This is a genomic window from Saccharopolyspora shandongensis (genome assembly GCF_900106995.1).
In the GTDB taxonomy this organism is placed as follows: domain Bacteria; phylum Actinomycetota; class Actinomycetes; order Mycobacteriales; family Pseudonocardiaceae; genus Saccharopolyspora; species Saccharopolyspora shandongensis.
Map to the genome: position 1 here is coordinate 67,959 of NZ_FNOK01000001.1, position 25,329 is coordinate 93,287.

25 protein-coding genes and 1 pseudogene are annotated in these 25,329 nt (G+C 70.8%); 9 read left to right on the plus strand and 17 right to left on the minus strand.

Annotation, left to right across the window (positions count from 1 at the left end; translation table 11 throughout):
• Positions 1 to 15 precede the first annotated feature (15 nt).
• Complete coding sequence (locus tag BLW84_RS00335; RefSeq protein ID WP_177226186.1) at positions 16 to 1,077, plus strand: LacI family DNA-binding transcriptional regulator; 1,062 nt, start codon at positions 16 to 18, stop codon at positions 1,075 to 1,077.
• A complete protein-coding gene (locus tag BLW84_RS00340) occupies positions 1,074 to 1,484 on the plus strand; it encodes a RidA family protein (RefSeq protein WP_093259960.1) in 411 nt (136 codons plus the stop codon). The genes BLW84_RS00335 and BLW84_RS00340 overlap by 4 nt, the downstream gene beginning before the upstream one ends.
• A gap of 118 nt (positions 1,485 to 1,602) precedes the next feature.
• On the opposite strand, the gene BLW84_RS00345 is transcribed toward BLW84_RS00340, so the two are convergent.
• Complete coding sequence (locus BLW84_RS00345) at positions 1,603 to 1,818, minus strand: DUF397 domain-containing protein (protein WP_093259962.1); 216 nt, start codon at positions 1,816 to 1,818, stop codon at positions 1,603 to 1,605.
• Positions 1,815 to 2,672, minus strand: a pseudogene (locus tag BLW84_RS48825) (helix-turn-helix domain-containing protein). The gene BLW84_RS00345 and the pseudogene BLW84_RS48825 overlap by 4 nt, the downstream one beginning before the upstream one ends.
• 154 nt (positions 2,673 to 2,826) lie before the next feature.
• Between BLW84_RS48825 and BLW84_RS00360 the strand changes: the two are divergent.
• Positions 2,827 to 4,023, plus strand: a complete 1,197-nt coding sequence (locus BLW84_RS00360; RefSeq protein WP_218157171.1) for a cytochrome P450 — start codon at positions 2,827 to 2,829, stop codon at positions 4,021 to 4,023.
• Here the strand turns inward: BLW84_RS00360 and BLW84_RS00365 are convergent.
• From BLW84_RS00365 to BLW84_RS00385, 5 genes are read right to left on the minus strand one after another with little or no spacing between them, the layout of a single operon-like run.
• Positions 4,001 to 4,885 carry an NAD-dependent epimerase/dehydratase family protein gene (locus BLW84_RS00365; RefSeq protein WP_093259970.1) on the minus strand — a complete coding sequence of 295 codons (885 nt, stop codon included), beginning with the start codon at positions 4,883 to 4,885 and terminating at the stop codon, positions 4,001 to 4,003. The genes BLW84_RS00360 and BLW84_RS00365 overlap by 23 nt on opposite strands.
• Positions 4,882 to 6,384, minus strand: coding sequence for a class I adenylate-forming enzyme family protein (locus BLW84_RS00370; protein WP_093259972.1), 1,503 nt, complete (start codon positions 6,382 to 6,384; stop codon positions 4,882 to 4,884). Before BLW84_RS00370 ends, BLW84_RS00365 begins: the two co-directional genes overlap by 4 nt.
• Positions 6,377 to 7,528: a cytochrome P450 gene (locus BLW84_RS00375; RefSeq protein WP_093259974.1), complete on the minus strand. Its 1,152-nt coding sequence runs from the start codon at positions 7,526 to 7,528 to the stop codon at positions 6,377 to 6,379. Before BLW84_RS00375 ends, BLW84_RS00370 begins: the two co-directional genes overlap by 8 nt.
• Entirely contained in the window at positions 7,525 to 8,271 is a 747-nt protein-coding gene (locus tag BLW84_RS00380) for a glycosyltransferase family 2 protein (RefSeq protein ID WP_093259976.1), read from the minus strand. Before BLW84_RS00380 ends, BLW84_RS00375 begins: the two co-directional genes overlap by 4 nt.
• Positions 8,268 to 9,266 carry a 3-oxoacyl-ACP synthase III family protein gene (locus BLW84_RS00385; RefSeq protein WP_093259978.1) on the minus strand — a complete coding sequence of 333 codons (999 nt, stop codon included), beginning with the start codon at positions 9,264 to 9,266 and terminating at the stop codon, positions 8,268 to 8,270. The genes BLW84_RS00380 and BLW84_RS00385 overlap by 4 nt, the downstream gene beginning before the upstream one ends.
• A 197-nt stretch (positions 9,267 to 9,463) precedes the next feature.
• Between BLW84_RS00385 and BLW84_RS00390 the strand changes: the two genes are divergently transcribed.
• Complete coding sequence (locus tag BLW84_RS00390; RefSeq protein WP_093259980.1) at positions 9,464 to 10,192, plus strand: FadR/GntR family transcriptional regulator; 729 nt, start codon at positions 9,464 to 9,466, stop codon at positions 10,190 to 10,192.
• Between the two features lie 11 nt (positions 10,193 to 10,203).
• On the opposite strand, the gene BLW84_RS47135 is transcribed toward BLW84_RS00390, so the two are convergent.
• Positions 10,204 to 10,521, minus strand: coding sequence for a hypothetical protein (locus BLW84_RS47135; protein WP_177226188.1), 318 nt, complete (start codon positions 10,519 to 10,521; stop codon positions 10,204 to 10,206).
• A gap of 264 nt (positions 10,522 to 10,785) precedes the next feature.
• Here BLW84_RS47135 and BLW84_RS00400 point away from each other — a divergent pair, with 264 nt between their 5' ends.
• Positions 10,786 to 11,091: a hypothetical protein gene (locus BLW84_RS00400; protein ID WP_143060823.1), complete on the plus strand. Its 306-nt coding sequence runs from the start codon at positions 10,786 to 10,788 to the stop codon at positions 11,089 to 11,091.
• A 98-nt stretch (positions 11,092 to 11,189) separates the two neighbouring features.
• Positions 11,190 to 12,023, plus strand: a complete 834-nt coding sequence (locus tag BLW84_RS00405) for a nitroreductase family protein (protein ID WP_093259984.1) — start codon at positions 11,190 to 11,192, stop codon at positions 12,021 to 12,023.
• 4 nt (positions 12,024 to 12,027) lie between these two features.
• On the opposite strand, the gene BLW84_RS00410 is transcribed toward BLW84_RS00405, so the two are convergent.
• Entirely contained in the window at positions 12,028 to 12,249 is a 222-nt protein-coding gene (locus BLW84_RS00410) for a hypothetical protein (protein ID WP_093259986.1), read from the minus strand.
• A gap of 324 nt (positions 12,250 to 12,573) precedes the next feature.
• Between BLW84_RS00410 and BLW84_RS00415 the strand changes: the two genes are divergently transcribed.
• Entirely contained in the window at positions 12,574 to 13,758 is a 1,185-nt protein-coding gene (locus tag BLW84_RS00415) for an acyl-CoA dehydrogenase family protein (RefSeq protein WP_093259988.1), read from the plus strand.
• 517 nt (positions 13,759 to 14,275) lie between these two features.
• Here BLW84_RS00415 and BLW84_RS00420 read toward each other — a convergent pair.
• The 8 genes from BLW84_RS00420 to BLW84_RS00455 all read right to left on the minus strand — a co-directional run bounded on the left by BLW84_RS00420 (position 14,276) and on the right by BLW84_RS00455 (position 21,677).
• The gene (locus BLW84_RS00420; protein WP_093259990.1) at positions 14,276 to 14,797 is read right to left on the minus strand and encodes a flavin reductase family protein; all 522 of its coding nucleotides are present in this window, start codon (positions 14,795 to 14,797) and stop codon (positions 14,276 to 14,278) included.
• A 7-nt stretch (positions 14,798 to 14,804) separates the two neighbouring features.
• Positions 14,805 to 15,152, minus strand: a complete 348-nt coding sequence (locus tag BLW84_RS00425; protein WP_093259992.1) for a cupin domain-containing protein — start codon at positions 15,150 to 15,152, stop codon at positions 14,805 to 14,807.
• Between the two features lie 9 nt (positions 15,153 to 15,161).
• Positions 15,162 to 16,613, minus strand: a complete 1,452-nt coding sequence (locus BLW84_RS00430) for a 4-hydroxyphenylacetate 3-hydroxylase family protein (RefSeq protein ID WP_093259994.1) — start codon at positions 16,611 to 16,613, stop codon at positions 15,162 to 15,164.
• A 2-nt stretch (positions 16,614 to 16,615) separates the two neighbouring features.
• Entirely contained in the window at positions 16,616 to 17,296 is a 681-nt protein-coding gene (locus BLW84_RS00435; RefSeq protein ID WP_093259996.1) for a DUF2848 family protein, read from the minus strand.
• Between the two features lie 58 nt (positions 17,297 to 17,354).
• Positions 17,355 to 17,999: a GntR family transcriptional regulator gene (locus tag BLW84_RS00440; protein WP_093259998.1), complete on the minus strand. Its 645-nt coding sequence runs from the start codon at positions 17,997 to 17,999 to the stop codon at positions 17,355 to 17,357.
• Positions 18,000 to 18,018: 19 nt separating this feature from the next.
• On the minus strand, positions 18,019 to 19,326 hold the full coding sequence (locus BLW84_RS00445) for an MFS transporter (protein ID WP_245760844.1): 1,308 nt from the start codon (positions 19,324 to 19,326) through the stop codon (positions 18,019 to 18,021).
• Between the two features lie 372 nt (positions 19,327 to 19,698).
• A complete protein-coding gene (locus BLW84_RS00450; RefSeq protein WP_093260002.1) occupies positions 19,699 to 20,709 on the minus strand; it encodes an acetyl-CoA carboxylase biotin carboxylase subunit family protein in 1,011 nt (336 codons plus the stop codon).
• The gene (locus BLW84_RS00455; RefSeq protein WP_093260004.1) at positions 20,706 to 21,677 is read right to left on the minus strand and encodes a 5-oxoprolinase subunit B family protein; all 972 of its coding nucleotides are present in this window, start codon (positions 21,675 to 21,677) and stop codon (positions 20,706 to 20,708) included. Before BLW84_RS00455 ends, BLW84_RS00450 begins: the two co-directional genes overlap by 4 nt.
• Before the next feature lie 266 nt (positions 21,678 to 21,943).
• Between BLW84_RS00455 and BLW84_RS00460 the strand changes: the two genes are divergently transcribed.
• Both BLW84_RS00460 and BLW84_RS00465 read left to right on the plus strand, forming a co-directional pair.
• Positions 21,944 to 23,470 (plus strand): PucR family transcriptional regulator, encoded by a 1,527-nt coding sequence (locus BLW84_RS00460; RefSeq protein ID WP_093260006.1) that lies wholly within the window; start codon positions 21,944 to 21,946, stop codon positions 23,468 to 23,470.
• A 362-nt stretch (positions 23,471 to 23,832) separates the two neighbouring features.
• Entirely contained in the window at positions 23,833 to 25,329 is a 1,497-nt protein-coding gene (locus tag BLW84_RS00465; RefSeq protein WP_093260008.1) for a YHS domain-containing protein, read from the plus strand.

Below are 25,329 nucleotides of genomic sequence, written 5' to 3' on the forward strand. Positions count from 1 at the left end.
GGTATGCTTACCCCCGTGTCCGAGAGCTGTCAACCCGCCGATCCGCCGACACCGGCCACCGGCCGGGCCAAGATGAGCGACGTGGCCCGGATCGCCGGCGTCAGCCAGGCGGTGGTCTCCCGCCTGCTCCGCGGCGACGAAACGCTGCGGATCAGGGAGGAGACGCGCAACCGCGTCCTGGAGGTGGCGGCGCAGCTGCGGTACACGCCCAACGAGGTCGCGCGGGCGCTGCGCCGCGCCGAGTCGGGCATCCTCGGGATGGCGGTGCACGACACCAGCAACCCGGTGTACAGCGAGATCATGGCGGGCGCGCAGGAGGAGGCCAGCGCCTCCGGCTACGCCCTGCTGCTCGCGGACGCCGACGAACTGGCCCGCAGCGACCGGACCTTCGAGCGCATCGTGCGCGGCAACCGCATCGACGGCCTCCTCCTGCAGCGCGGCAGCAGCACGGCGGACGAGACGATCGCCAAGATCGCGGCCACCCGGCTCCCGCTGCTGCTGGTCAATGACCGCACGCGCGGCGAGATCGGCAGCGTGGCGCTGGACGACGACGACGCGACGTACCTCGCGACGCGACACCTGGTCGAGCTCGGGCACACCGCGATCGCACACCTCAAGCTGGGCAACCCGAAGGCCCGCTCCGAAGCACGCACGCGAGGCTGGCGACGAGCGCTGCACGAGGCCGGGCTACCGGACGGCCCGCAACTGCGAGGCGGCCACACGCCCGAGGAAGGCGCGGCGGCGCTACCCCGCCTGCTGGCGAGCGGAGCGGCGCCGACGGGCATCGTGGTGAGCAACGTGCTGGCGGCAGTGGGCGCCATGACGGCGGCGCGCGAAGCGGGGCTGCGAATCCCGGAAGATCTGTCCATTGTGGCCATGCACGACGTCTTCTTCGCCCGCCACCTGTCGCCGCCGCTGACAGTGGTCCGCCTCCCGCTGCGCGAGCTCGGCCGCCGCTCGGTGGCGGCGATCCTCCGCCAGCTCGAAGGCAGCCCGGCCCGCCACGAGATCATCACGGAACTGGCCCCGGAACTCATCGTCCGAGGCTCGACGGCCCCGAGGAGGAAACAACGATGATCAAGCGCTGGAACCCTGAAGGCGTGGCCCCGCCGATCGGGAGGTACAGCCACCTGGCCCGGGTACCGGCCGGACACGAGTACCTGATCATCTCGGGCCAGGTGGGCACGTCGCCGAACGGCGAGCTGGCGGGCCCCGACGCGGAATCGCAAACCCGCGCGGCCTTGACCAACATCGAAAACCTGCTGAAAGCGGCAGGTGCGGAGCTGAAACACCTGGTGAAGCTGTTCGCGATGCTGTCGAGCACGGACCGCCTCGCGGGCTACCGCAAGGCCCTGCAAGAAGCGCTGACCAGGTGGTACCCGAACGAAGACTGGCCGACGCACTCGCTGATAGTCGTAGCGGCGCTGGCAACCCCGGAACTAGCGGTAGAAGTCGAAGCCACAGCAGCAATCCCGGCGCACTGACATGGACGACGGCCTGGCTCCAGCCCCGTGAGTACTTTGTGCTGCTATAGCAACACAAAGTACTCACGGTCGTTGACCAGCCCAAACAAGGCGGAGCAGCAAATCTTGGGTAGAAAAGTCAGGCCTGGTCGAACCGCCCGGCCTTGATCGCCTGAACCATCGCGGCGTACACGCCAGGCACGATCAGCAATGCGGGCCCTGCGGGATTCTTCGAATCCCGGATGGCGGCGAACTCCGCGGTGGCGCCTACCTCAACGCACTCCGAGCCCTGCGCGCTGCGGCTGCTCTTGCGCCACCGGATTGCTAAGTCGGACGCCCGGTCAACGTGGCTCACGTCAACTCCTTCTGCACCTTGCGGATGAACGACAGCGACTTTATCGCGGGCAAGGCCGAACTCGTCAGGTGATGAAAGTGCGTCTTCATCCGGCGCACCTGCGCAGGCTTCTCCGGGTAGACATTCCCGGCGGCGCAGTCCACGTAACCGATCTCGGGATCGGTCGGCTCGGCGAACTCGACCAGCGTGAAGGAACCACTGGCCGCCACGTGCGCGCCAACCTCGAAGGGCAAGATCTGGATGGTGACGTTGGGCTGTTCACTCATCGACAGCAGGTGTCCCAGCTGCGCCCTCATGATGTCCGGGCCGCCGACCTTCCTGCGCACAACCGCCTCGTCAAGGACAGCCCAAATGATCAGCGGCTCGTCCTCCCGGACCTAGGCTTGCTTGCGGGCCATCCTCAGACCGACGAGCCGTTCCAGTTCGGCGTTGGGCCTTCCTGGATCTTCTGCGCGATGCCAGGCCCTTGCATAGTCCTCGGTTTGCAGCAGCCCGTGGACCACAGAGGTCTGAAACACCAGCAGCGAAGCCGCTGCCTCCTCAACGCTGAGGTAAAGGTCGAAGTCGGCAGGCAGTACATCGTCGAACTCCTGCCACCAACCGCGATGCTCAGCCAGTTGAGCAAGCCTCAACACCTTGTCGCGCGTCTGGCTGTCTGCATTGTAGGCGTCCAGCAGAGCTCGAATGTCCTTCTGCGCAACCACGTTGTGGCCGGCTTCGAGCCGGGACAGCTTCGCGGTCGACATGCCTGCACGCTGGCGCGCCTGCTCGTTGCTCAGCCCAGCGCCAAGCCGCAACGACTTCAGCACACCTCCCAAACGGCGTCGCCCCATCGTCGGCGTTACCCCAGGCATCAGACCTCCTGCAGCGATTGATCGCGAACAGTCTTCATTGGCCCCCAGCCCGCGCCCGGCCACCGGTCTCAACTCGCGCGGGGCGCCAGGGTCGTGAGTGGTTTGGGCCGCTATGGCGGACCAAAGTGCTCACGACTCTGAAATAGTCGGCCGTGTGATCGATTTGCTTGGGCGTCGGGATCCCGCTCAGCGGCATGAGGCTCGGCTGCTCTGGGCCAGCCGGCCCGCGCTGTACCTGCTGCTCCGGCTCTCCTCTCGGGGCGGGCCGATCCGGCGGGTGCCACGGCTCGGGTGGGTGGTCAACGATCCCGTGGTCGCTCGCCGGATCCTCAACGACGGCGCGCACTTCACGCTGCTCGGCGAGGGCGGCGTCGGGCACCTCTGGGCTCAGGTGCTCGGCGACTACGTCTACCGCATCTTCGACGGCCCCGGGCACGCCGATCTTCGCTCGCGGGCTCGGGACCTGTTCACCGACGCCACCGCCCGTCCGTTGGTGCGGCGGGTCTTCGACCCGGCCTTGCAGCCCGCCGTGGAGCGGCTGCGGGCCGGTGAAGTCGTCGATCTCGCCGATCTGTCCCGGGTGCTGGTCGGGCGGATGATGGCCGATCTGCTCGGGCTCGACCTGCCGCCGGAGGACGAGCACTACCGTGCGGTGTTCGGCACCGGGGAGCGGCTGGCGAAGCTGGCGCTGGGCAGCGCCGCGTCGACCGAGCTGCCGCCCGAAGTCGTCGCGCAGGCCAAGCCGATCATCGCCGATCTCACGCGCAACGTGCCCGCGGCGTTCGCCGAGGCTCCCGCCGAGACGCTGCTGGGCCGCTGCCGGGAGCTGGGCCTGTCGTTGGAGGAGACCTCGGGGATCGCGGCGCTGCTCATGGTCGCCGGCACCGAGACGGCCGCCACCGCGATGGCCCGCACCGTCGCGCTGCTGCACGACACCGGCCAGCAGCACCAGCTGCGCGAGTCTCCCGAGCTGCTGCCCGACGCCGTGCGGGAGGGCCTGCGGGTGACCACGCCCGCACCACTGATCGGGCGCAGCGTCAGCAACGACGTGACCGTGGGCGGGGCCTCGATGCGGGCTGGTGAGCGCGTGATGCTGTTGACCTACGTCGCCAACAACCGGGTCGGGCGCTTCGACGTCAACCGGCCCTACGTGCCCGAGACCCGGCAGCTCTGGTTCGGCGCCGGGCGGCACCTCTGCCTCGGCGCCGCGCTGGCCCGCGCGGAGATTTCCCACCTGCTGCAGGCGATCCTGGATGCCGGGCCGATCCGGGTGGTGTCCCGGCGGCCCGCTCGCGGCGTGCTGATCCCGTCCTACGCCGAGCTCGGCATCACCACCGCGCCGCCCCGGTGAACGACGTCGGCTCCGGCCGGTAGCCGAGGTCGCGGCGCGCCGCGGTGATGTCCAGGGTGCGCTCGAACCCGAGGTGGCTCACCGCGTAGCGGCTCAGCTGCGCCAGCCTCGGTGGACGCCAGGTGTTCTCGGCGATGGCCGCGAGGTTCCAGGCCAGCCGCACCGGGAGGTGGCGGATGCGCACCCGGAGGCCGCGCTCGCGGAACATCTCCCGCAGCGCGTCCGCCAGGGCCATCGGCGCGGCGTCGGCGATGTTGTAGGTGCCGGGTTTTCCGTTGCAGGCCAGCAGGATCGCGCTGGTGAGGTTGTCGATCGACGTCAGCGAATGCCGGGTGCGGCCGTCGCCGACGATCACCAGGCTGCGCCCCCGGATCGCGTCGAGCAGCCGCGGCAGCAGCGTCGTGTCGCCCGGCCCGTACACGGCGTGCGGGCGCAGCACGACGGTGTTGGGCCGGTAGGTGAGCAGTCGTTCGGCAGCGGCCTTGGATTCGCCGTAGGCATTGAGGTATCGCGCGACCGGCGCCGCCGCCTCGTCGGCATCGACCGTCGCGGTGAACGGGTCGTAGACGCTCGCGGTCGAGATGTGCACCAGGCGCGCGCCGGGGAAGGTGTCCGCCACGTGCCGCGTACCGTCCACATTGGTCCGCCACATCATCGCCGAGGCGGTCTCGTCGGCGACCGCGGCGGCCGCGTGCACGACCGCGTCGACCTCGGGCGGGTCCGCGAGCGGACCACTCGCGATGTCCCAGTGCCGCACGCCCGGCCGCCTGCCGAAGGCGTGCACCTGCCAGCCTCGGGCCTCCGCCGCGCGGCACACGGCGCCGCCGACGAATCCGGTCGCGCCGGTCACCGCGATCCTCATCCGGCCACCATCTCCCGCAACGCGTCCCGGTCCAGCTTCCGGGTCCGCCCGGACACCGGTAGCTCCGGCACCACCACGACCTCGTCCGGCAGCGCCGCCGCGTCGATGAGCCTCGGCAGCTCCGCCCGCACCAATTCCGCCAGCCCCGGCCGCGTTCCGGCCACGACGAGCACGATCCGCTCGTCGCCGATCTCGTCCGGCACCCCGATCATCGCCGCGCCCTCGACGCCCGGCAGCGCGGCGATCGACGGCTCGTAGAGCCCGGGGTACACGTTGGTCTTGCCGCGCAGGATCATGTCCTTCTTCCGGCCGACCAGCACGATCGAGCCGTTCTCGATGCGCGCCAGGTCGCCCGTCGCGTGCTCGGCCAACGGCGGCTGCCCGAGGTATCCGCGGCACATGTTCGGCCCGGAGACGAGCAGCTCGCCGTCGTCGGCGACGCGCGCGCGGACCCCGGGCAGCGGCTTGCCGAGCAGGTCGCCGTCGTGCGCGAGCTTCTCCGCGGCGGTGGCCACCGCGATGGGCAGGATCTCGGTCATCCCGTAGATCGCCAGAAACTCGGCGCCGGGAAGCGCGGCCTCGGCCCGGCGCAGCAGCGGCGGCAGCACCGGGGCGGCACCGAGCCACACCTGGCGCAACGAGCCCGGCAGCGCCACCTCCCCGCGCTCGGCGGCGTCGAGCAGCGCGGCCAAATCCGCCGGGACGAAGAAGGTGTGCGTGGCTTCCGAAAGTCCGCTCGCCACCGAAGAAAGGTCCGCGGTGGGCGAGAATCCGAAGCGCGGCATCGTCCAATGTGCACCGGCCACCAGGCTCGGCAACCCGAGCAGGAACTGGTCGGTGTGCACCCGCGCGCCGGGTGCGAGTGCGCAGCGCGTGGCCAGCACTTCCAGGGCTGCGCCGAGCGAACCCCGCGTGTGCACAACGGCTTTGGGGTCGCTCGTGGTCCCGGCGGTGAACACCACGACGGCGTCCTGGTCCGGCGCGGGAGACCAGTCCGCCCCCGGCTCGGCCGGTTTGGCCAGCGCTTTCGCCGACACGGCGCGCAGCGGGACGCCGGGCAGCCACGGCCCGGACCGCACGTGCCGGACCGGCAGCGACGAGTAGTCCGGCAGCAGCACGCCGCGCCGCCGGGCCAGCGCCCGGCCGGGGCCGGGCGCGCTCGCCGCGTACAGCAGCGATTCCGCGGCCGCCCACGCGGGCCGGGCCAGGTCGAGCCGGCTGGCGAACAGCTCCGGGCCGGAGCCCGGGTCGATGAACACCACGGTGCCGCCCGCCGCCACCGCACCCAGGGCCAGCACGACGGCCTCCGGCCCGGGACGGACCGAGAACAGCATCCGGTCACCTGTGCGAAAACCCTTGCCGCGCAGTCGATCCGCGGTAGCCGTAATGCGCCGGAACAGGTCTGCATAGCTCAGCGTGCGGCCCGCAGGTCCGGTCAGCGCCGGTGCGTCGCCGTACCGCCGGCCGGCGTCGAGGACTTGTGCGAGCAGGTCAGGCACGGCGCACCACCAGGCTCCGGTAGGCGGGGATCAACACTCGGCGGGCGACCTTCCGGTCCACGACGGCCGCGCCACCCGCGGCGAGCACGGCGTCCAGCACCGCCCGGATCTCCGCGCCGGCCAACGGCATTCCGAGGCAGAAGTGCGGGCCCGCGCCGAACCACAGCCGCTGCACCGCCGGCGGGTGCGGGCGATCGGGGTCGAAGCCGCCGAGGCCCTTGGCCGCGGAGATCGTCGCGATCACCACCCGGTCCCCCGGCCGCACCCGCACGCCGCCGATCGTGCGCTCGGCGGCGACGCTGCGCAGCATCACCGGCGACGGCACGGTGAACCGCAGGGCCTCCGACACCACGTCGTCGGCGCGCCCGGGCTCGGCGACCAGCCGGGGCAACCAGCCGGTGTCGTGCGCCAGGGCGATCAGCCGCGGCACGTAGGAGACGAGCGTTTCGGTGCCGGTGAGCACGAAGGCCGCCACCGCGCCCAGCGCCTCCTGCTCGGACAGGCCGAGCTCGCGCATCCGTCCCGGAACCGACTCCGGGCCGCCGTGCGCGAACGCCACGGCGGCGGGTCCGGTCAGCTCCGACAAGGCCTTCCGCCCGCGCGCCACCTGCGCCGGGGTGAGCCGCGAACGCCCCAGCCGCACCATCGACGTCACCGCCGTCGCCGCGGCGAAGGCCCGGGCGAAGTCCGCCCGGTCGGCCCGCAAGCCGACAAGCTCGCAGATCACCGCGCCGGCCAGGTCGCGCACCACGGGCACCAGGTCCACGGCGCGCCCCGCGGCCAGCTCCGCGCGCAGCGCCGCCATCGGCTCCGCCGCCACGCGCTCGCACAGCTGCTCGACGAAGCGCGGCGTGAACAGCCCGGACAGCTTCCGGCGCAGCCGGGCGTGGTCGTCGCCTTCCATGTTCAGCAGCACCGACGGCCCTACCACCGGCGTCCACAGGTCCGCCGGGGAACCCGGCCCGGTCTTGGTGAAACTCTCGGTGTCGGTGAGCACCTCGCGGGCCGGCGCGGCTTCGCTGACCACCACGCCGACGCGCGGCACCCGCACCACCGGCCCGATCCGCCCGATGCCGCGCACCAGCGGGTACGCCAGTGGGTGCGCGCCGAGCTGCACCCGCCGCTCCCACCTCGCGGCGGTCACCTGATGTCCACCAGCTCCGGCCGGTAGCGGTGATCCGCGTACCAGGCGAGGGTTTTCAGCAGCCCCCAGGCACGCACCCGCCGCACCGAGCCGCGCACCACGACGTCGCGGCGCAGGCCGTAATCGGCGGTGAGCAGCCGCACGGCGTTGACCAGGGCGCGGTCCTCGTGCAGGTCTTCGATCTTGGTGCGCGGGAATCCGCCGGCCTGGACGTAGAGCTCGCCGGTGATGGCCATGTTGCAGCCGGGCGCCATCACGTACGGGCCCCGGTAGCGCGGATCGCGGTTGCCGGACCGGATCTTGCCGAACGCGCTGGCCACCTCGACGGCGCCGACCAGCAGCGACCGCTGCCAGGCGGGCACGCCCTCGTCGGTGCGCGGCAGCAGTTGCCCGGCCACCATGCGCAGCCCCGACGCGAACGCCGCGTTGATCCGCCGGGTCCAGTCCGGCGCGGGCAGGCAGTCGGCGTCGGTGCGGGCCAGCCGGGCCGCGCCGCGCTCCACCGCGAAGCGCATGCCGGTGTCCGCGGCCGCCCCGGTGCCCTTCTCCGGCTCGTGCACCAGGTGGACCCACGGGCGCGTCCGGCCGAAGCCCGCGACAACGCCCGCCGTCGAATCCGTCGACCCGTTGTCCACCACGACCAGCTCGAAGTCCGAATCCCGTTGCGCGTCAAGCGCTTCCAGCGTCGCAGTGATGCCGGACGCCTCGTTGTAGGCGGGCACCACCACCCACAGCCCGCTCACAGCCGGATCACCACGATCCCCAGGCTGACCCCGCCGGCCATGCCCACCAGCGCAACCAGATCACCGGGCCCGCAGCGGCCGAGCTGCTGCGCGACGGCCAGCTGCAGCGGCAGGCTCGCGGAGGCCACGTTGCCGTGCTCGCGGATCGTCACCACCAGCTTGTCGGCGGGAACCCCGGCCCGTTCGGCGAAGACGTCCAGGTACGGCAGGGAAACCTGGTGCACGCACACGACGGCGAAGTCCTGCCAGCCGAGCCCGAGCCGCGCCAGCGTTTCGTCCAGCACGCCGGTGCCCAGCCGCAGGAACGCCGACTTCAGCCGCCCGCCGTCCATCGCGAAGTAGGTGTACTCGGGATCGCGCGGATGCGCCGATCCTCCGCACGGCAGCGTGCCGACGTCCCACTGCGACGAATCGGCGCTGAACCCGCTGCCGAGCACTCCGGCGGGCCCGTCCGTCAGCAGCATCGCGGCGCCCGCGTCGGAGAGCGTGTAGCCCGGGAAGGCGCGCAGGAAGGTCCCGATGTCGGGCACGTTCCACCGGATCGCCCGCGACGGCGACTCGCCGCTGACCAGCAGCACCCGCCGGTACCGGCCCGCGCCGATCAGCGCATCGGCGACCTCGATGCCGTTGAGCACGCTGTTGCAGGCGTTCTTGACGTCCATCACCGGGCAGCGCAGGCCCAGCTTGGCGGCCACGATGTGCGCGGTGGCGGGCTCGACCATGTCCTGGCTGGCCGAGGCGAACAGCAGCAGGTCGACGTCCTCTGCCGGGGTGCCGGTCTCCGCGAGCAGCTTGCGCGCCGCGGCCGCGGCCAGGTCGGAGGCCTGCTCCTCGTCGCCGAGCACGTGGCGCGACTCGATGCCGGTCAGCCGCCGGATGATCCCGGCCGGTGGTACGAACGCCGCGCTCTCCGCCGCGATCCGCCGCTCCACCTCCGCGGTACCGACCTCCCGCTCCGGCAGGTGAACGGCAACCCCGGCCAAGTGCGCGCTCATGCAGTCGGTCCTTCCCCCGAAACCCGAGCGACGGTACCCCGCCGAACGCGCGCCGATCCTGAGTAGGCCTACTTAACTCCGCCGGGTGACGCCTCGGCCACATCGCCAGGAACCCGGGATCGAGCAGCTCCACCGGCCGGGAAGAACGCCGAACGTAGACTCGTGGCCAGGAATGGTCTCGCGGAGGTGGATGGGACATGTGGGAGCGGCTGTCACCGGGGTCGGTCGCCAACCAGGTCGAGCAGCAGATCACGCAGGCGATCGAATCGGGCCGGTACAGCCCGGGCGACCGGCTTCCGCCGGAGCGCGAGTTCGCCGAGCTGCTCGGGGTGAGCCGGCCGACGGTGCGCGAGGCGATCGGCGCGCTGAAGGCCAGGGGCGTGCTGCGGGTGGTGCACGGCCGCGGCGTCTTCATCGCCGAGCCCGAGACCGCCCGGGAGCTCCGCGAGGCCCTGGCCACGCAACGCCATTCGATCAGCGAGCTGTTCGCGATGCGCGAGGTGCTCGAAGTCCCCGCCGCGGGCTGGGCCGCCGAGCGGCAGGATGCCGAGGCGCTGCAACGGGTTTCGAGCGTTCTGCAGAGCATGGCCGAGGCAACCGAGCAGGTGCCGCGCGACTTCGAGCGCCTGCAGCAGCTCGACGAGGCGTTCCACCTGGCCATCGTGGAAGCGGCCGGCAACAAGTTCCTGCAGCAGACCCTCGGCGTCCTGCAGCAGATCCTGCACCAAGGCATGCAGACCACGCTGATGGTGCCAGGCCGGGTCGAGGCGGCCCGCGAAGACCACCAGCGGATCCTCGACGCGCTGCTCGCGGGCGATTCCGAAGCGGCCCGCCAAGCCGCCCTGCACCACGTGCACTCAGCCCGCGCGACCGCCATGCAGCGCTTGGAAGAACGCGCCGAGAGCGAAGCGTCGACGGTGTCCTAGCGCGCGTACGGTCACTCGTGACCGGCCTCGGCCGCGCCGGGAACGGGTGGGGCCGCCCGGGCTCGATCCAGCAGGCTGTGCACTCCCGCCACGATGTCGGCGTCGCGATCGGCGAGCCAGGTCAGCATCGCGTGATCGTCGCTGTCCAGGTCGACGCCGTTGAGCGGGGCGCGCAACAGCGCCAGGTTCACGGCGGTTCTGCGGGACCGGGCGTCCCGCAATCCTCGCATCTCGTCGCGTACCCACGGCCGGTCGGCGATCTGGACCAGTCGGGGCCCGATCGTCCCGGTCCGCCACGCATCCAGCGAATTGTTCACGACACCGTCCATGGCAGACTCTCCCGTGTGGTTCGATGCGGCCACATTTCTGTGAGTACCACCGCTTCCGGAGGGTTCAAGGGGCAAAAGTCCCACCGGCCGGGTGCACTCCGGGTCGCGGTGATGCTGCCCGTTTCGAGCGCCGCTGACCACGCCCCGGCCCGGCAAGATCCCGAACACTTCTGTTCATGGTGTGACTATTGTGGCCAATGTCCACCCGTGTGGGTGATGTTGAAGGGTGCTGAACATCCGTTGCAGCGCTTAGACTTCCGCCCCGTGACTGCAGTACCGCACTCCTCGACCGAGGCAGCCCTGCGCGACGCGGTGGACACAGCACTGATCGACCTACTCACCGCGCAGCACAATCCCGCCGACCGAGCCCACCGCGAGCTGGCCCGCGCGGTCGGTCTCCTCGACCAGCACCCGCACATCGAAATCCCCGCCGACGCCGCGAACGCGGTCCGCACCGCCGCCGATCGCCTGGCGGAGGGATCTCGCGACGAAGCCCGCACCGCCCTGGTGGCCGCCCGCAGCCAACTCGCCGCTCCCGGCTCCCGCCTGAACTCCCGCAACACCGGCTGAACCGCCGATCCGGCCCGGTATCCCCGTGATCCCGTGCGGGTCGTTCGCCCCTGCCCGCCCCCGGGCGGCACTGGCAGCGTTGCAGTCGAGGAGTCGACATGCGACGGTTTCCCGCTGTTTTCGATCTCGTACCGGACCAGGTCGCGCAAATCGTCCAGCAGGCCGGTCTCGCCCCCTCGCCGCGCAACAGCCAGCCGTGGCGGTTCCGGGTGCTGCCGAACGTCATCGAGCTGCACGCCGCCCCGGCCCAGCTGCTGCCGACCGGCGATCCCGGCGACCACGACCTGCGGCTGGCCTGCGGCGCGGCCTTGCTGAACCTCCGGCTCGCGCTGGCGCACGCCGGGGTCCGGCCGGTCGTGACGCTGCTGCCGCGACTGTCGTCCCCCACCGTGCTGGCGGAGATCCGCAGCGGCGGCCACCAGCGCCCCGACGCTGAGCAAATCGCGCTGTACGAGGCGATTCCGGCACGCCGCACGCAGCGGCGCCCGCTCCAGCCGACCGCCGTCGCCGTCTCGATCCAGCACGACCTGCGGATCGCGGCACGCGCCGAAGGCGCCTGGCTGCACCTCGTCCGGCCCGCCGAGCACGACGAGCTGGCGGGCTTGCTGCGCCACGCCCTGCAGAGCGACGCCGAACCCGCGCCGCTGCTGGCCGTGCTGTGCACGACGGGTAGCGATGCGAAGAGCGAGCTGGAGGCCGGGCAGGCCTGGCAGCGGGTGTGGCTGACCGCGACCGCGCGCGGGTTGGCCGCCACACCGCTGCCGCTCGCCGGAGGCCAGGACATCCGCGACGCGCTGAGCCGGCTGCTCGGCGACGCGCCCCACCCCCAGGCCTGGCTGCTGATCGGCTACGGCGAGCCCGTTCCGGCGACGCCGCGCCGGGACCCCGGCGAACTGCTCATCGACGCGATCCCCAACTCCGACCACGGCTGACCGGTCACTGCGGAACCGGGTCGGGCCGCGGCAGTTCGTCGTTACGTACCCCCCGTCTGAGCCGGTCGGCCAGTTCGTCCAGGAACCAGTCCAGCACCGACTCCGCCGCCTCCACGTCGGCGATCGCGCCTCGGCCCAATGCCTCCTTGCGCGCCCGCCCGGCAATCCGGATCTCCTCGCACAACTGCTCGTACGGGAGGTCGCTGCACCTCGTAAGCAGATCCATTTCAGACCACTCCCGTGGCCATCGAGCGACCGGGAACCCGCGCAACCGCGAATTCCCGATCCCTCGCCCCCATTTTTTGATCCCCGAATCGAATCGGGGAAGTCTGCCGATCGACATCTTGGTGCGCACCTGCCCAAACCATATCGTCCGGCGCCAAGATTTGCCTCACCCATTCGGGGATAGGTTGGAAATTCACCACATCGTCACGCATGCCGGTCACAAATTGACGACGGCGGCGGGAGCCGGCACCGCGGGCCGGGCCGGCGGCATAGGCTGCCGACCGGAACTTGATCAAGGCAGGCAACTCGGCAAGGAGTCACGAGGATGACCACCGAAACCTCCGAGCTCTACATCAGCGACGAGTTCACCCCGCTCCGCCAACGGCTGGCCGCGCTCGGCCCGCTGCTGGCCGAGCACGCCGACCACAACGACGAGTCCGGCCGCCTCGCCGACGAGGTCGTGCAGGCCCTGCACGACTCCGGCGTGCTGAAGACCGGCATCCCGCGAGAACTCGGCGGCTACGAGTTCTCGCCCACCCAGCAGCTGGAAACGATCGCCCAACTGTCCTATCTGGACGCTTCGGTGGCCTGGACGTCCATGGCGCTGCAACTGGTGACCGGCACGACCGCGGCCTACCTCGGCGCCGACGCCGCGGCGGACCTGTTCCCCGACGTCGCCGGCGGCCGGTTCGCGTTGATCGCCGGGCACGGCACCCGGCTCGGCACCGCGAAGCGGGTCGACGGCGGCTTCCTCGTCAGCGGCCGCTGGCAGTTCGCCTCCGGCATCGCGCTCGCCGGGCACATCCACTCCGGGGCCTGGTGCGCGGAGACCGAGCAGGCGCTGATCTGCACCTTCCCGAAGGAGCAGGCGACGCTGATCGACAACTGGGACGTGCTGGGCCTGCGCGCCACCGGGAGCATCGACTACACCTGCGAAGACGTGTTCGTGCCCGAGACGCACACCTTCGACCCCGCCACCAGGCAGGCCCAGCACGGCGGCGCGGTCTACCGCATCGGCCTGGCCACCCTGTCCGGGATCTCGCACGCCGGCTGGGCGATCGGCGTCGGCCGCCGGCTGCTCGACGAGCTCAAGGCCCTGGCCGCCGAGAAGACCGGTTCTCCGAACGCCGCGGTCGACACCCAGCAGTTCCACGCGGAGTACGCGACCGCGGAGAGCAAGCTGCGGTCCGCCCACGCCTGGGCGAAGCAGGTCTGGGCCGACATCGAGCAGACCCTGGCCGGCGGCGGGATGCCCAGCACCGAACAGGAAACCCTGGCCCGGCTGGCGCTGAACAACGCGACCTGGTCCGCCCACGCGGTCGGGCAGGCGGTCCACAAGTGGGCGGGCACCGCGGCGCTGCGGCGCGGCCCGATCCAGCGGTTCCACCGGGACCTCGGCACCGGCACCCAGCACGTCACCTCCGGCGCCGTCGTCCTGCAGAACTGCGGCCGGTCGCTCAGCGGCCTGGCCCCGGGAGCCCGCTGGAACTTCCTGACCCTGGAGCCCTGAACCGCAACGGTGGAGTGACCCCGGCGGCGAACGGTTGCGGACCCAAGTTGTCCGGGCAACCATCGCCGGGTGGCCGGGGAAAGTGGTGCGGTGGCCCGCTCCCCCGGAGGGATTTGGGGAGGTCGGGGAAGCAGGCCACCGGCGGGGCGATCGCGGCACCGCGGCTGCATGGGGGGAGGTCCGCGATCACTCCGGGCACAAGGTATGCCCGCGCGGCGCGCGCGGCGCGCCAGGCGTGCGGTCGTGCGTGGCGCCGACCGGCGAACGCCCCCTCGCTCGTGCGGGGCGTTCGCCGGTCGGGCACGGCCACCCGCGCTCCCCGGCGCAAAGCGCTGAGCTGCTCAAATTGATCGAGCGCCGCCCGGCGCACCGCGCCGGATCCCGGTCCGGCCGGCCGTCGCCGCCGAAGCCCGCCCGGCGGCGGCGAACGGCGTTGGCCCAGCGCAGCCCGGTCCTGTCACACGACCGGGTAGTTCTCGCCCGCAATAGCCCGATCGGACTACCGGACGAGCCGGGATCAGAACATCCAGGGCATCTCCTCGTGACCGAAGTCGTGGAAGTCGCCGAACCGGCCGGAGTAGAACGCCAGACCGGCGCCCTCCCGGCAGCGGAGGTTCCGCACGAGCCCGTAGACGACCCGGTGGTCGCCGACGTCGTGCGCGCTGTGGACGTCGCACTCGGCCTGCACCAGGGCGTCCTTGATCATCGGCAGCCCGAACTCGCCGTGCTCGCAGTCCAATCCCTCGAACCGCGCGCCACCGCGGGTGGCGAAGCGGCGGGCGATGGCCTCCTGGCGGGCCCCGAGGATCGAGACGGCGAACCGCCCGGTCGCGGTGACCATGTCGGTGGTCCGCGAGCCCTCGGTGAGCGAGATCAGCAGGATCGCCGGGTCCAGGCAGATCGACGTCAGCGAGCTGATCGTCATGCCGCAGGCCTGGTCTCCGGACCCGCTGGTCACGATCGCCACCCCGGTGGTGAAGCGGCCCATGCTGGTGCGCATGTCGACCGCGTTCGCCGCTTGGAAAGCTGGAAGCGACATGGCGGACCTACTTGTCGTAGTAGCGGACTTCGAAGGTGACGACGCCCTCGTCGGTGCGCCAGGGTCCGTGCGGCATCCCCGGCGGGCGGCAGGCGAACATGCCTGCCGAGAACGTCTCGCCGAGCGTCAGGTCGGTGAACGAGCCCTCCAGGATGTACACCTCCTCCCAGAAGTCGTGCTTCTGCACGCCCATCGGCGTCGAGTCGGCGCCGGGCTCGTAGCGCAGGATCCGGGTGGCCACGCCGGACTCCGCGTCCTTGGCGAGGATCCGCTCGGTGATCTTCGGGTCGTCGCCGGGGCAGACCGTGAAGTCGACGTCGCTGACGGGGAAGAACTCGTACTCGGGCTTAGCCATGCTGACCTCTCACACCGTTTCGATCTTGTAGGAACCCAGGAACTGCTCGACGTCCTCGAGCACTTGCTCGTAGCCGTAGTTCCGGTAGCTGTAAACGCCTTTGACCACGAACGGCGCCCCGGCGTAGAACATCTCGTACTGCTGGTGCCGCCCGGCGAACTCTGACCCGACGATGTCCCAGGCCAGCTTGAAGAGCTTCACGCGCTCCTCCGAGGCCACGCCCGGGGACTGCACGTAGTGCTCGATGTCGGGTGCGGTCACCGGGCTCGTGAGGTCGCGGACGCTCGACGGCAGCTGCAGCACGCCGCCGCCGACGAGATCGCGGAGGATCGCCAACACCCGCGGGTAGATCTCGGACTGCAGCCCCATCGAGCCGTAGAGCGCGCGCTTGCCCGGCAGCCACTGCCCGGCGTCGTCGGGAGCGGCGGTGTACTCGGCGGCGAGCACGGCCGATTCGACGCCGGAGACGAGCGCACCCAGCTCGCCCAGCTTCTCCTGCACGCTGGGAATCTTGTCCACGCCGTTGACCTGCGTGACCCGGCGCGCCACGCCGGCGATGAACTTCAGCTTGGTGGCGAACCGGATCTGGGCCTGCCAGTTGCCGAGCGCGTGCGCGCCGGTGTCGAAGAACTGGCGGCGCACCCCGGTGGTGTCCCGGTTGACGAAGACGCGCTCCCACGGGATCAGCACGTCGTCGAACACGACCAGCGCGTCCGGTTCGTCGTAGCGGCTGGTGAGCGGGTAGTCGAACGCGCTCGTCGCGGCGGGCGCGTACGGTCGCCGGCAGTACAGCTTGAGCCCCGGCGCGGCGGTCGGGACCACGAAGCCGACGGCGAAGTCCTGGTCGTCCGGCCCGAGCGGCTTGATGCACGACACGAAGATCTCGTCGGCGATCGCCGCGCCGGTGGCGAGCATCTGCGAGCCGCGGACGACGATGCCCTCCTCGGTTTCCCGCACGACGCCGACCTGCAGGTACTCACCGTCCCAGCCCGACGCCGTGGTGGCGCGGGAGACCTGCGGCGGGATGATCGCGTAGGAGACGTAGAGGTTCTCCGCCAGCAGCCGCCGGTGGAAGGCGGCGACGTTGGCCGAGAAGTCGCGGTCGCCGCCGGCGAAGACCTCGGGGTGGGCGGCGAAGGAGGCGAGGAAGGTGCCGACGTGGTCGGGGCTGCGCCCGACCCAGCCGTGGGTGTGCCGCGCCCAGGTCTCGATCGCCTCCCGGCGCAGGCGGAGTTCCTCCTGGCTGCGGGGAATCCCGAAGGCGCGGTTGGCGGTCTCGCCCGTTTCCGGTGCGGTGTACTGCATTCCGCTCGCCGGGTCGGCGGCGATGTCGAAGAGTTCGGCGACGGTGCGGGCCACCGGCGCGAAGGCCGGGTGGGTGGCGACGTCGACCTGCTCGCCGTCGACGAGCACCACGCGCCCGTCGCGCAGCGATGCCAGGTAGTCGGCTCCGGTGCGCATGATCAGTTCCTTCCGGTCGTGCGGTAGGTGTGGGTGAGCGTGCGGCCGTCGGGCAGCGCGAGTTCGAGATCCCACCGGTCGCCGGGGGTGAACTCGCCGCGCAGCAGCGGCAGGGTGCCGGCGAAGCAGATCAGGTCGCCGCCGTCGTCCCCGTGCCGTTCGGCGAAGATGCCGAGCAGTTCGCGCGGGGTGCGCAGGTTCGCGAGCGTGCCGTCCTGGTAGAGCTCGCCGTCGACCCGGCTGCGGGCCCGGCAGGCATCCCAGTCGAAGTCCGACCAGTCCGGGATCTCGACGACGACCGGCCCGATCGGCTTGGGGCAGGCGCGCTTGGAGTCGCCGACGTCGACGGTCTCCAGCGCCCGGTCCGTGTGGTCGGAGCCGATGCCGAGGAAGTACTTCCCGCCGTGCCGCAGGATGACGGGCTCCACCTCGCCGGAGGTGTTGGTGGCGGCGATCGGCGTGCTCCCGGCGGTGGAGATGGTGTTCGCCGCGACGCGGTAGAACATCGGGACCTGTTCGGGCGGCGCGACGCCGATCGCGGCGAGCTCGTCGATGTGGTGCCGCACGGCCTTCTCGTCCCGTCCCGTGTACCCGGCGACCAGGGCGTGGAAGTCCCGGAACCGCAGCGGTTCACCGGATTCCAGCCGGTCCAGGACCAGGACGTCCGTGGAGGCGTCAAGCATGGAGGTGACCTTTCCGTTGCATTGCAAGCGTTCTGGTGATCGACCCGGTGCCGGGCGATCAGCGCGTGGGCTGCGTCATCGAGCGCAGCGTCGTGCGCAGGTGGTCGCGCACCGCCCGGACCGCCGACTCGGCATCCCCGGCGGCCAGCGCGTCGGCGATGGCGCGGTGCTCGATCAGCACCTGCTTCTTGCGGGCCTGGTCGGCCATGACGATGCGCACGCCCATCCGCATCTGCCGTTCCCGCAGCGAGCTGTAGAAGTCGTTCATCAAGGGGTTCCCCGCCGCGCGGATGATCGTCGTGTGGAACTCCAGGTCGTGCGCGATGAAGTCGACCGGATCGGCGTCCTGCCCCTGGTCCTGCAGGATCCGGTACAGCTTGTCCGGGACCGCGCCGGGTTGCGGCGCGACCTCGTTGACCGACCACTCCTCGACGACGCGGCGGGCTTGCACGACCGCCTCGACGTCGCTGTCCGACAGCGCCGGGATGAACGCCCCCTTGCGCGGCACCCGCCGGATGAAGCCCTCGGCCTGCAACCGGAGCAGGGCTTCCCGGACGGGCGTGCGCGAGATGCCGGACGCGTCCGCGACCTGCGCCTCGGTCAGGAACATCTCCTCGTCGCGGGGCAACGTGATGATGGTGTTCTTGAGCCACTCGTAGGCCAGCTCGGGTGCCGTGGCCGCGGTGGTCCTCGTCGTGCTCATGAGATCTCCTCCGCCAGGTTCAGCGAACGCGCGCCGCCGGATCTCCCTGCGCGGGCTCGGCCGCGCCGATCTCGGCCAGGTCGACCGACCGGGTTTCGGTGGCGAGCAGTGACGCGCCGAGCGAGATGGCGCCCATCACCGCCAGGTACACGCCGATGGCGTAGCCGGTGCCGAACGCCGAGTAGAGGGCGATCGCGATGATCGGCGCCAGGGAGCCCGCCAGGACCGACGCGAGGTTGTAGGCCAGCGAGACGCCCGAGTACCGGACCTCGGTCGGGAAGAGCTCCGAGAAGAAGGCGCCGATGACCGCGCTGTAGGCGCTGAAGATCAGCAGCCCGCCGACGACGGCGGCGATGACGGCCGCCGGATTCCTGGTGTCCAGCAAGGCGAAGAAGGCGAACGCCCAGCCGATGGTGGCGATCGACGCTCCGATGTAGACGGGGCGGCGGCCGATGCGGTCGGCGAGGATCGCGAACAGCGGGATCGCCGGCAGGGCGACGACCATGCCCACCATCACGGCGTTCAGCCCGGTGGCGCGGTCCATCCCCTGGATCTGCGTGACGTAGGTGATGACGAACAGCGAGAAGATGTAGAACCCGGCGTTCTCCCCGAACCTGGTGAAGGCGGCCAGGAGGATCTGCCGCCAGTAGCCGCGCACGGCCAGGCCCAGCGGCATCGGTTTGGGCCCGTCCACCGCTTTCTCGCGCTTCTGCTCGAACAGCGGGGTTTCCGCGACGTAGAGCCGCAGCACCAGGCCGATCACGACCAGCAGGGCCGACAGCCCGAACGCGACGCGCCAGCCCCACGCCAGGAACGCGTCCTCCGGCAGGATCCCGCTGAGGATGGCGAGAACGCCGGCGGCGAGGAGATTTCCCAGCGGTGGACCCAGGTTCGGCCACGCGGACCAGAAGGCGCGGCGCGTCGAGTCCCCGTGCTCGGACACGAGCAGCACCGCCCCGCCCCATTCGCCGCCGAGGGCGACGCCCTGCACCAGGCGGAGAACGACGAGGATGATCGGCGCCGCGACGCCGATCGACTCGTACGACGGCAGGAACGCGATGAGGAACGTCGAGACGCCCATCAGCATCAGGCTGGCGATCAGCGTCGCGCGGCGCCCCTTCACGTCGCCGTAGTGCCCGAGGATCGCCGCGCCGAGCGGGCGGGCGATGAACCCGACGGCGTACGTGGCGAACGCCAGCAGCGTGCCCACCATCGGGTCTTCCGCGGGGAAGAAGAGCTTGTTGAAGACCAGTGCGGCAGCCGTGCCGTAGAGGAAGAAGTCGTACCACTCCACGGCCGTGCCGGCGAGGCTCGATCCGGCGATCACGGGGAGGCTGGTGTGCGTTCTTCGGCTGCTAGAATTTTGCCTGGCAGTTGCCATAGTCGACTCCTGGGTCGAACCGTCGCGATCTGACGTGCTGCACATCGCCCGTCTACCTGGCCGTAGACGAACTCGACGAATGCGCAGATGGTGCTGCCCGGCTCGGTGGTTGTTGGCGCAACCGCCGAGCCTTCTTGCTTCACGCCTCGATTTCCGGCTGTGAAGCCCCTCACTTGAACAAGCGGTGTACTAGTTGTATACGACGATTTCGCGGTCCGCAAGACTCGTCGGCGACTTTTATTCCGTGTGCGTCCTAAGGCGTTCAAGAGGGTATAGTCCGCGCACGTCCTTGTTCAAGACCGGCGGCGAACGGGCCGGTCAGCGCACTTCCAGGGTCCGCGAGTCGAGCAGCCGCCGGGTGTGCGCGTCGAGGGCGGCCGCCTGCTCCAGGTCGACCTCCCGGAAGGTCACCGCGTCGCGGCCCGGCCGGAGCTGGCCGACCTTCCACAGCGACGCGGACGCCACCGTGGCGATCACCGCGAACCCGCCCGACGTGTGGCTGTCCGGGCCCAGGATGGTGAGCACGTCGCCGTACGCCAGGATCCCGCCGAGCGGGTAACTCCCGTCGAGGATGTTCGACGGATGGCCGCCGGCGATGTCCCCGCCGTCGCGCGCCCAGCGGAACCGGTGCGGGTTGAACCGCACGGCCACGCGATCGGAGCTCAGGTCGCAACGCCACGCCGTCCCGAGGAACTCGGCGAAGTCCTCGGCCGTCAGGAAGTCCGGGTCGGCGTGCGGGCCGCGGAGGACCTCGATCTCCCAGCTGTCCGAGTAGACCGGCCGCAGCGAGGCCGGCACCCGGCGGCGGCGCCGCGGATCGCCGTCGGGCGCGCCGATCCGCAGGATGTCGGCCCGTTCGAGCGCCCGGCCGTCGTGGCCGCCGATCCCGGCCACTAGGAAGGTCGACTTCGACCCGAACACCGCGGGGACGACGATGCCGCCCGCGACCGCGAGGTAAAGCCGGTACCCGGCGCCACGGATGACGCCGCAGCCGAGCTGATCGCCCGCCCGCACCGGCACCGACTCCCACATCGGGATCGGCTCGCCGTTGAGCGAGACGTCCGCCTCCGGGCCGCACACCGCGATGGTGCCGGCGCACAGCAGGCTCGCCTGGAAGCGGCCGAGGGGGATCTCCAGCGCCGCCGCGCCCGGGCGGTTGCCGACCAGGATGTTCGCCAGCCGGAACGCCAGGTGATCGACCGGGCCGGACGGGAAGAACCCCAGCGACTGCCTGCCGAGCCGCCCGGGGTGGTCCTGGACTGTCGTCTGCAGGCCCGGCTCCACGACCTCCAGCGCCTGGGTGGCCGCGTCCTCCGCGCGCGCGGTCACGGGATCTTGACCAGCTCGTGGGCCGCCTGGCGAGCCGCGCGGCGGCGCTCGGTCTCCGCCGCCACCCGCTCGTCCTTCGCGGTCGTGAAGTGCTCCGCCACGGCGTACTCGCCGGGCTCGATGTCGTAGTCGTACCGCCCCTCGAACACCTGCCTGCGCAGTTCGATCAGCTCGGCTTCGCCGGTGCGGAAGAAGGAGATCCGGTCGCACGGGTAGATGAGGATGGGGTCGATCCGGTGCGCGCGGGGCCGCCGGGTCAGCGCGCTGATCGGGAGCGTCCGGCCGAAGATCTGGTAGGAGCCCGACGATTCGATCGGGTAGATGACGAGGCACGGCCCGCCCAGGGCGACGGCGCCCTCCGGGGTCCAGCCCCGCGCCGGGTTGTACTTCGGCGCGGACACCTCGGACCGGGGATCCAGCGGCAGCAGCGAGGGCAACCCCGGGTAGAACCCGGTGAAGGCGTTCCACCACTCGGTTTCCAGGATTCGCGCGTAGAAGCTCTCGCGGTCCGGCAGGCCGTTGCACGCCACGATGTAGTCGATGTTGTTGCCGTCGACCACGTTCGGCGCCTCCGGCCGGGTGCTGATCCGGTAGCGGTTCACCGCCTCCCGCGACGTCGAATCGTCGAACGCGATCGGCAACCGCAGCCGGCGGCTCGGCAGCACGAGCGACGCGGGCGCGGGGATGTCCTGGTGGCACGCCTCCAGTTCCGCGACGACCCCGGCCTGCTCGATCACCGTGGGGTCGTAGTAGACGAGGAGCGACCGGAGTCCGGGCACCACTTCGAGGATCCCGCGCACCGGGTGCGTGTTCAGGTGCCGGGCCGCGGCGTGCACGAAGAAGTTGACGCCGAGGTCGACCGGGAACTGCTGCCCGTACTCGATCAAGACGCCGCGATCACCGGCGGTCCGGTAGGTCGCGCGCAGCCCGCTGGTACGCAGCTCGGCGGTCGCGATTATCGCTGCCATGAACGACGGCCTCCCGAAATCCCTTGCCTGCTGGGGTGGCTAGCCAGTCTCCACATACCTGCCGGTGAACGCGATGCACAAGTTGTACAGAGATCCAGAGCCCCTTGTCCAGCCCGGCTCATCGCCGCTCCCGCCGTGCTAACGTCCGCTCCTCCAGCAGGCCCGCCGCCGTATCCGGCCCGGTGGGACGCTCCCCCGCTGCCGAAAGCGCGGTTCGCTCTCCCATTTTCGGCGCCGACCCGCGCGAAACCCGATCAGGAGGCACGATGTCGACGCTGACGGTCCAGGCGCTCGTCGACAGGTCCGACCTCAACCTGACCGTGGTGGCGGGCGGCGACGCGCCCGCGATGCGGAAGGCGTTGACGTGGGCGCTCATCAGCGAGCTGCCGGATCCTTCGTCCTATGTCGACGGTGGCGAACTGGTGTTGACAACCGGCTCCCGGATCCCGCAGGGTGTGGAGGCCCGGAAGCAGTACGTCGACCGGCTGGCCGCGGCCGGCGCCGTCGCGCTCGGATTCGGCACCACCGCCTACTACTCGAACGTGCCCGCGGATCTCGTGGCGGCGGCGGGAGAAGCGGGCCTCCCGCTGCTCTCCGTCCCGGCCGAGACCCGCTTCGGGGCCATCAGCCGCTTCGTGGCCGCCCGCATCTCCGACGAGCGGCAGAAGGAGTGGCAGTACGCGGTCGCCGCGCAGCGCGACCTCACCCGCGCCTCGCTGTCGCCGTACGCGGCGCGCGCGATGGTCGAGCGGCTGGCGAAGGCCACCCACAGCTGGGTGTTGCTGCTCGACCAGGACGGCGGGCTACGTGCCGGAGTCCCGGCCGCGCGCATGCACCTGGCCCGGATCCGCATCGACCTGCCCCGGCTGCGGGAGCAGGACAACTCGTCGAGCCTGAGCATGACGGTCGCGGGCGAATCCGTGGTGCTGTTCCCGCTGACCGTACGCGAACGCATCCGGGGCTACCTGGCGGTGGGCCGATCGACGCGGTTCAGCCTCGCCGAGCAGTCGGTGCTGGCGACGGCTGTGTCCCTGCTGTGCGCAGACCTGCACAGCGCCTGGGGAATCCTCGACAGCCGACGCCGGCAGCGCCGGGCGGTGTTCCAGACGGCGGTCGCGGGGAACGCCGAGCTCGCGTCGTCGATCGCCGAAGCGCTCGACGCCGACTTCCCCGCGGGAAACCTGCGCGTCGCGCTCCTGGGCGCGCCGACCGGGTACGAGACCGAACTGCTCGAACACGCCGAGAACGACCACGGGCTGCGCAGCCTGTGCGCGCTGGTCACCGAGTGGGAACGCGGCCGGGTCGTCGTCGTCATGCCGCCCGCCGAAGGCGACATCCGCACCCTGGAATCGCTGCTGCGCCGGATCCCGCACGCGCGGGGCGCGGTCAGCGATCCGACGAGCCCGCACGAGCTTCCCGAAGCGTGGAAGCAGGTTCGCGCCGTGTTCACCAGCGCGTCGGGCACGGCCGGGAAGCTGGCGCTCGCCAGCGACGTCGTGACGGCCGGCGTGCTGCAGCACCTGAACAACGCCGAGGCGCGCGGCTGGGCGGAAGCGCTGCTGGCGCCGCTGAGCGACAGGGCCCGGAACTCGAAGATCGATCTGCGGCACACGTTGCGGACGTTCCTCGCGAACAACGGGCAGTCGGACGCGTCCGCCTCCGCCCTCGGCATCCACCGCCACACGCTGCGGCACCGGATGGGCAAGGTCGCCGAGGTGCTGGGCCGCGACATCGACGACCCGACGACGCGGGCGGAGCTGTGGATCGCGCTGCAGCTCGACGACCGGCTCTGACCAGCACCTACCGGTTCCGGCGCTCCAACCTGGCGAGGTTCGCGCGGCCGTTGTCCAGAATGCGCACTGCCCCCTGCGGCGGCGGCCGAACAAGATCTGAGGCGCAAGTCACGCCGAGATCGGCACGGTGAGCCAGGAGGCACCAATGGGCACGTCGCTGCACCCCCCGCAGCTGATCACGAACTCCCGGACCACCCGACCTACCTGCTGCGGCCCGCCGATCCGCGGACGGTCACGTTCGGCTTCTGCGCGCCTTCCATGACGTTCTGCTATCCCGGCTGCGAAGGGCCGCTGGGCTCCGAGCACGGCAGTTGATCCAGCCAGAAACCCCTGCACGGCAACGAATCGCTGAGGAGCGACCTATGGCGCTGCTGGAACGCGCGCAGTGGTACGACATCGCGCGCAACACCGAGTGGACCCCGCGGTACGTGACGGTGGACGAGCTCTTCCCGCCGGAGCTCAGCGGCGGCGAGGGCCTGCCCGACGCGGTGTGGTCCACCTACGACGAGCCCTACAAGATCAGCTACCGCGAGTACGTGGACGTGCAGCGGCAGAAGGACGCGGGCGCCTACTCGGTGAAGGCGGCGCTGGAGCGGGCCGACCTGTACAACAAGGCCGACCCCGGCTGGATCTCCATCCTCAAGGAGCACTACGCCGCGGTGGCGCTCGTCGAGTACGGCGCCTCGTTCCAGGAAGCGCGCTTCGTGCGCTGGTCCAAGGCGCCGGGCATGCGCAACATGGCCACCTTCGGCATGCTGGACGAGATCCGCCACGGCCAGATCCAGCTGTTCTTCCCGCACGAGTACGTGAACAAGGACCGCCAGTTCGAGTGGTCGCACGCGGCCATGTTCACCGACAACTGGGTCACGCTCGGCGCGCGGCACTTCTTCGACGACGTGATGATGACCCGCGACGCCCTGTCCACGTCGATCTTCGCCAACTTCGCGTTCGAGACGGGCTTCACGAACCTGCAGTTCATCGGCCTGTCCGGGGACGCGGCGAACGCGGGCGACTTCACCTTCGCCAAGCTCATCCAGAGCATCCAGTCCGACGAGGCCCGGCACGCGCAGCTCGGCACGCCGCTGCTGCAGATGCTGATCGAGAACGGGCAGAAGGCCGAGGCGCAGAAGAAGATCGACATCGCCTTCTGGCGCTCCTACCGGCTGTTCACCATCCTCTCCGGCATCCCGATGGACTACTACGTGCCGCTGGACGTGCGCGGCGAGTCCTTCAAGGAGTTCATGCAGGAGTGGATCGTCACGCAGTTCATGCGATCCCTGGAGGACCTGGGCCTGTCCAAGCCCTGGTACTGGGACATCTTCCTGCGCGACATCTCCGAGCACCACCACGGCCAGCACCTCGGCACCTACTCGTGGCGCCCCACCCTGTGGTGGAACCCGGCCGCCGGCGTCAGCCCCGACGAGCGGGACTGGCTGGAGCAGAAGTACCCCGGCTGGAACGACACCTTCGGCAAGGTGTGGGACGTCCTGATCGACAACTTCGCAGGCGGCCGCACCGAGAAGACGGTCCCGGGCACCCTGCCGGTCATCTGCAACGTCTCCCAGCTGCCGATCGTCGGCACCCCTTCGCAGACGCTGCGCGACATCTCGATCGTCCACGAAGGACGCCGCTACCACTTCGCGTCCGAAGTGGACAGGTGGATCTTCGAGGACGACCCGGAGCGCTACCGCCACCACAAGAACCTCGTCGACCGGTTCCTCGGCGGCGACATCCAGCCCGCCGACCTCGGCGGCGTCCTGGAGTACATGGGGCTCGGCACCGTCGGCCCCGGCGGCGAGGACGCGCACGGCTTCGCCTGGGTCGACACCTACCGCAACAAGCTCTCCAACGTCGGCTGA

What these genes read in the sequence shown, in the direction of transcription:
- BLW84_RS00340 (WP_093259960.1), top strand. Translation starts at nt 1,074, where the DNA reads ATGATCAAGCGCTGGAACCCTGAAGGCGTGGCCCCGCCGATCGGGAGG.
- BLW84_RS00365 (WP_093259970.1), bottom strand. Translation starts at nt 4,885, where the DNA reads ATGAGGATCGCGGTGACCGGCGCGACCGGATTCGTCGGCGGCGCCGTG.
- BLW84_RS00385 (WP_093259978.1), bottom strand. Translation starts at nt 9,266, where the DNA reads ATGAGCGCGCACTTGGCCGGGGTTGCCGTTCACCTGCCGGAGCGGGAG.
- BLW84_RS00390 (WP_093259980.1), top strand. Translation starts at nt 9,464, where the DNA reads ATGTGGGAGCGGCTGTCACCGGGGTCGGTCGCCAACCAGGTCGAGCAG.
- BLW84_RS47135 (WP_177226188.1), bottom strand. Translation starts at nt 10,521, where the DNA reads ATGGACGGTGTCGTGAACAATTCGCTGGATGCGTGGCGGACCGGGACG.
- BLW84_RS00405 (WP_093259984.1), top strand. Translation starts at nt 11,190, where the DNA reads ATGCGACGGTTTCCCGCTGTTTTCGATCTCGTACCGGACCAGGTCGCG.
- BLW84_RS00410 (WP_093259986.1), bottom strand. Translation starts at nt 12,249, where the DNA reads ATGGATCTGCTTACGAGGTGCAGCGACCTCCCGTACGAGCAGTTGTGC.
- BLW84_RS00415 (WP_093259988.1), top strand. Translation starts at nt 12,574, where the DNA reads ATGACCACCGAAACCTCCGAGCTCTACATCAGCGACGAGTTCACCCCG.
- BLW84_RS00420 (WP_093259990.1), bottom strand. Translation starts at nt 14,797, where the DNA reads ATGTCGCTTCCAGCTTTCCAAGCGGCGAACGCGGTCGACATGCGCACC.
- BLW84_RS00425 (WP_093259992.1), bottom strand. Translation starts at nt 15,152, where the DNA reads ATGGCTAAGCCCGAGTACGAGTTCTTCCCCGTCAGCGACGTCGACTTC.
- BLW84_RS00430 (WP_093259994.1), bottom strand. Translation starts at nt 16,613, where the DNA reads ATGCGCACCGGAGCCGACTACCTGGCATCGCTGCGCGACGGGCGCGTG.
- BLW84_RS00435 (WP_093259996.1), bottom strand. Translation starts at nt 17,296, where the DNA reads ATGCTTGACGCCTCCACGGACGTCCTGGTCCTGGACCGGCTGGAATCC.
- BLW84_RS00440 (WP_093259998.1), bottom strand. Translation starts at nt 17,999, where the DNA reads ATGAGCACGACGAGGACCACCGCGGCCACGGCACCCGAGCTGGCCTAC.
- BLW84_RS00455 (WP_093260004.1), bottom strand. Translation starts at nt 21,677, where the DNA reads ATGGCAGCGATAATCGCGACCGCCGAGCTGCGTACCAGCGGGCTGCGC.
- BLW84_RS00460 (WP_093260006.1), top strand. Translation starts at nt 21,944, where the DNA reads ATGTCGACGCTGACGGTCCAGGCGCTCGTCGACAGGTCCGACCTCAAC.
- BLW84_RS00465 (WP_093260008.1), top strand. Translation starts at nt 23,833, where the DNA reads ATGGCGCTGCTGGAACGCGCGCAGTGGTACGACATCGCGCGCAACACC.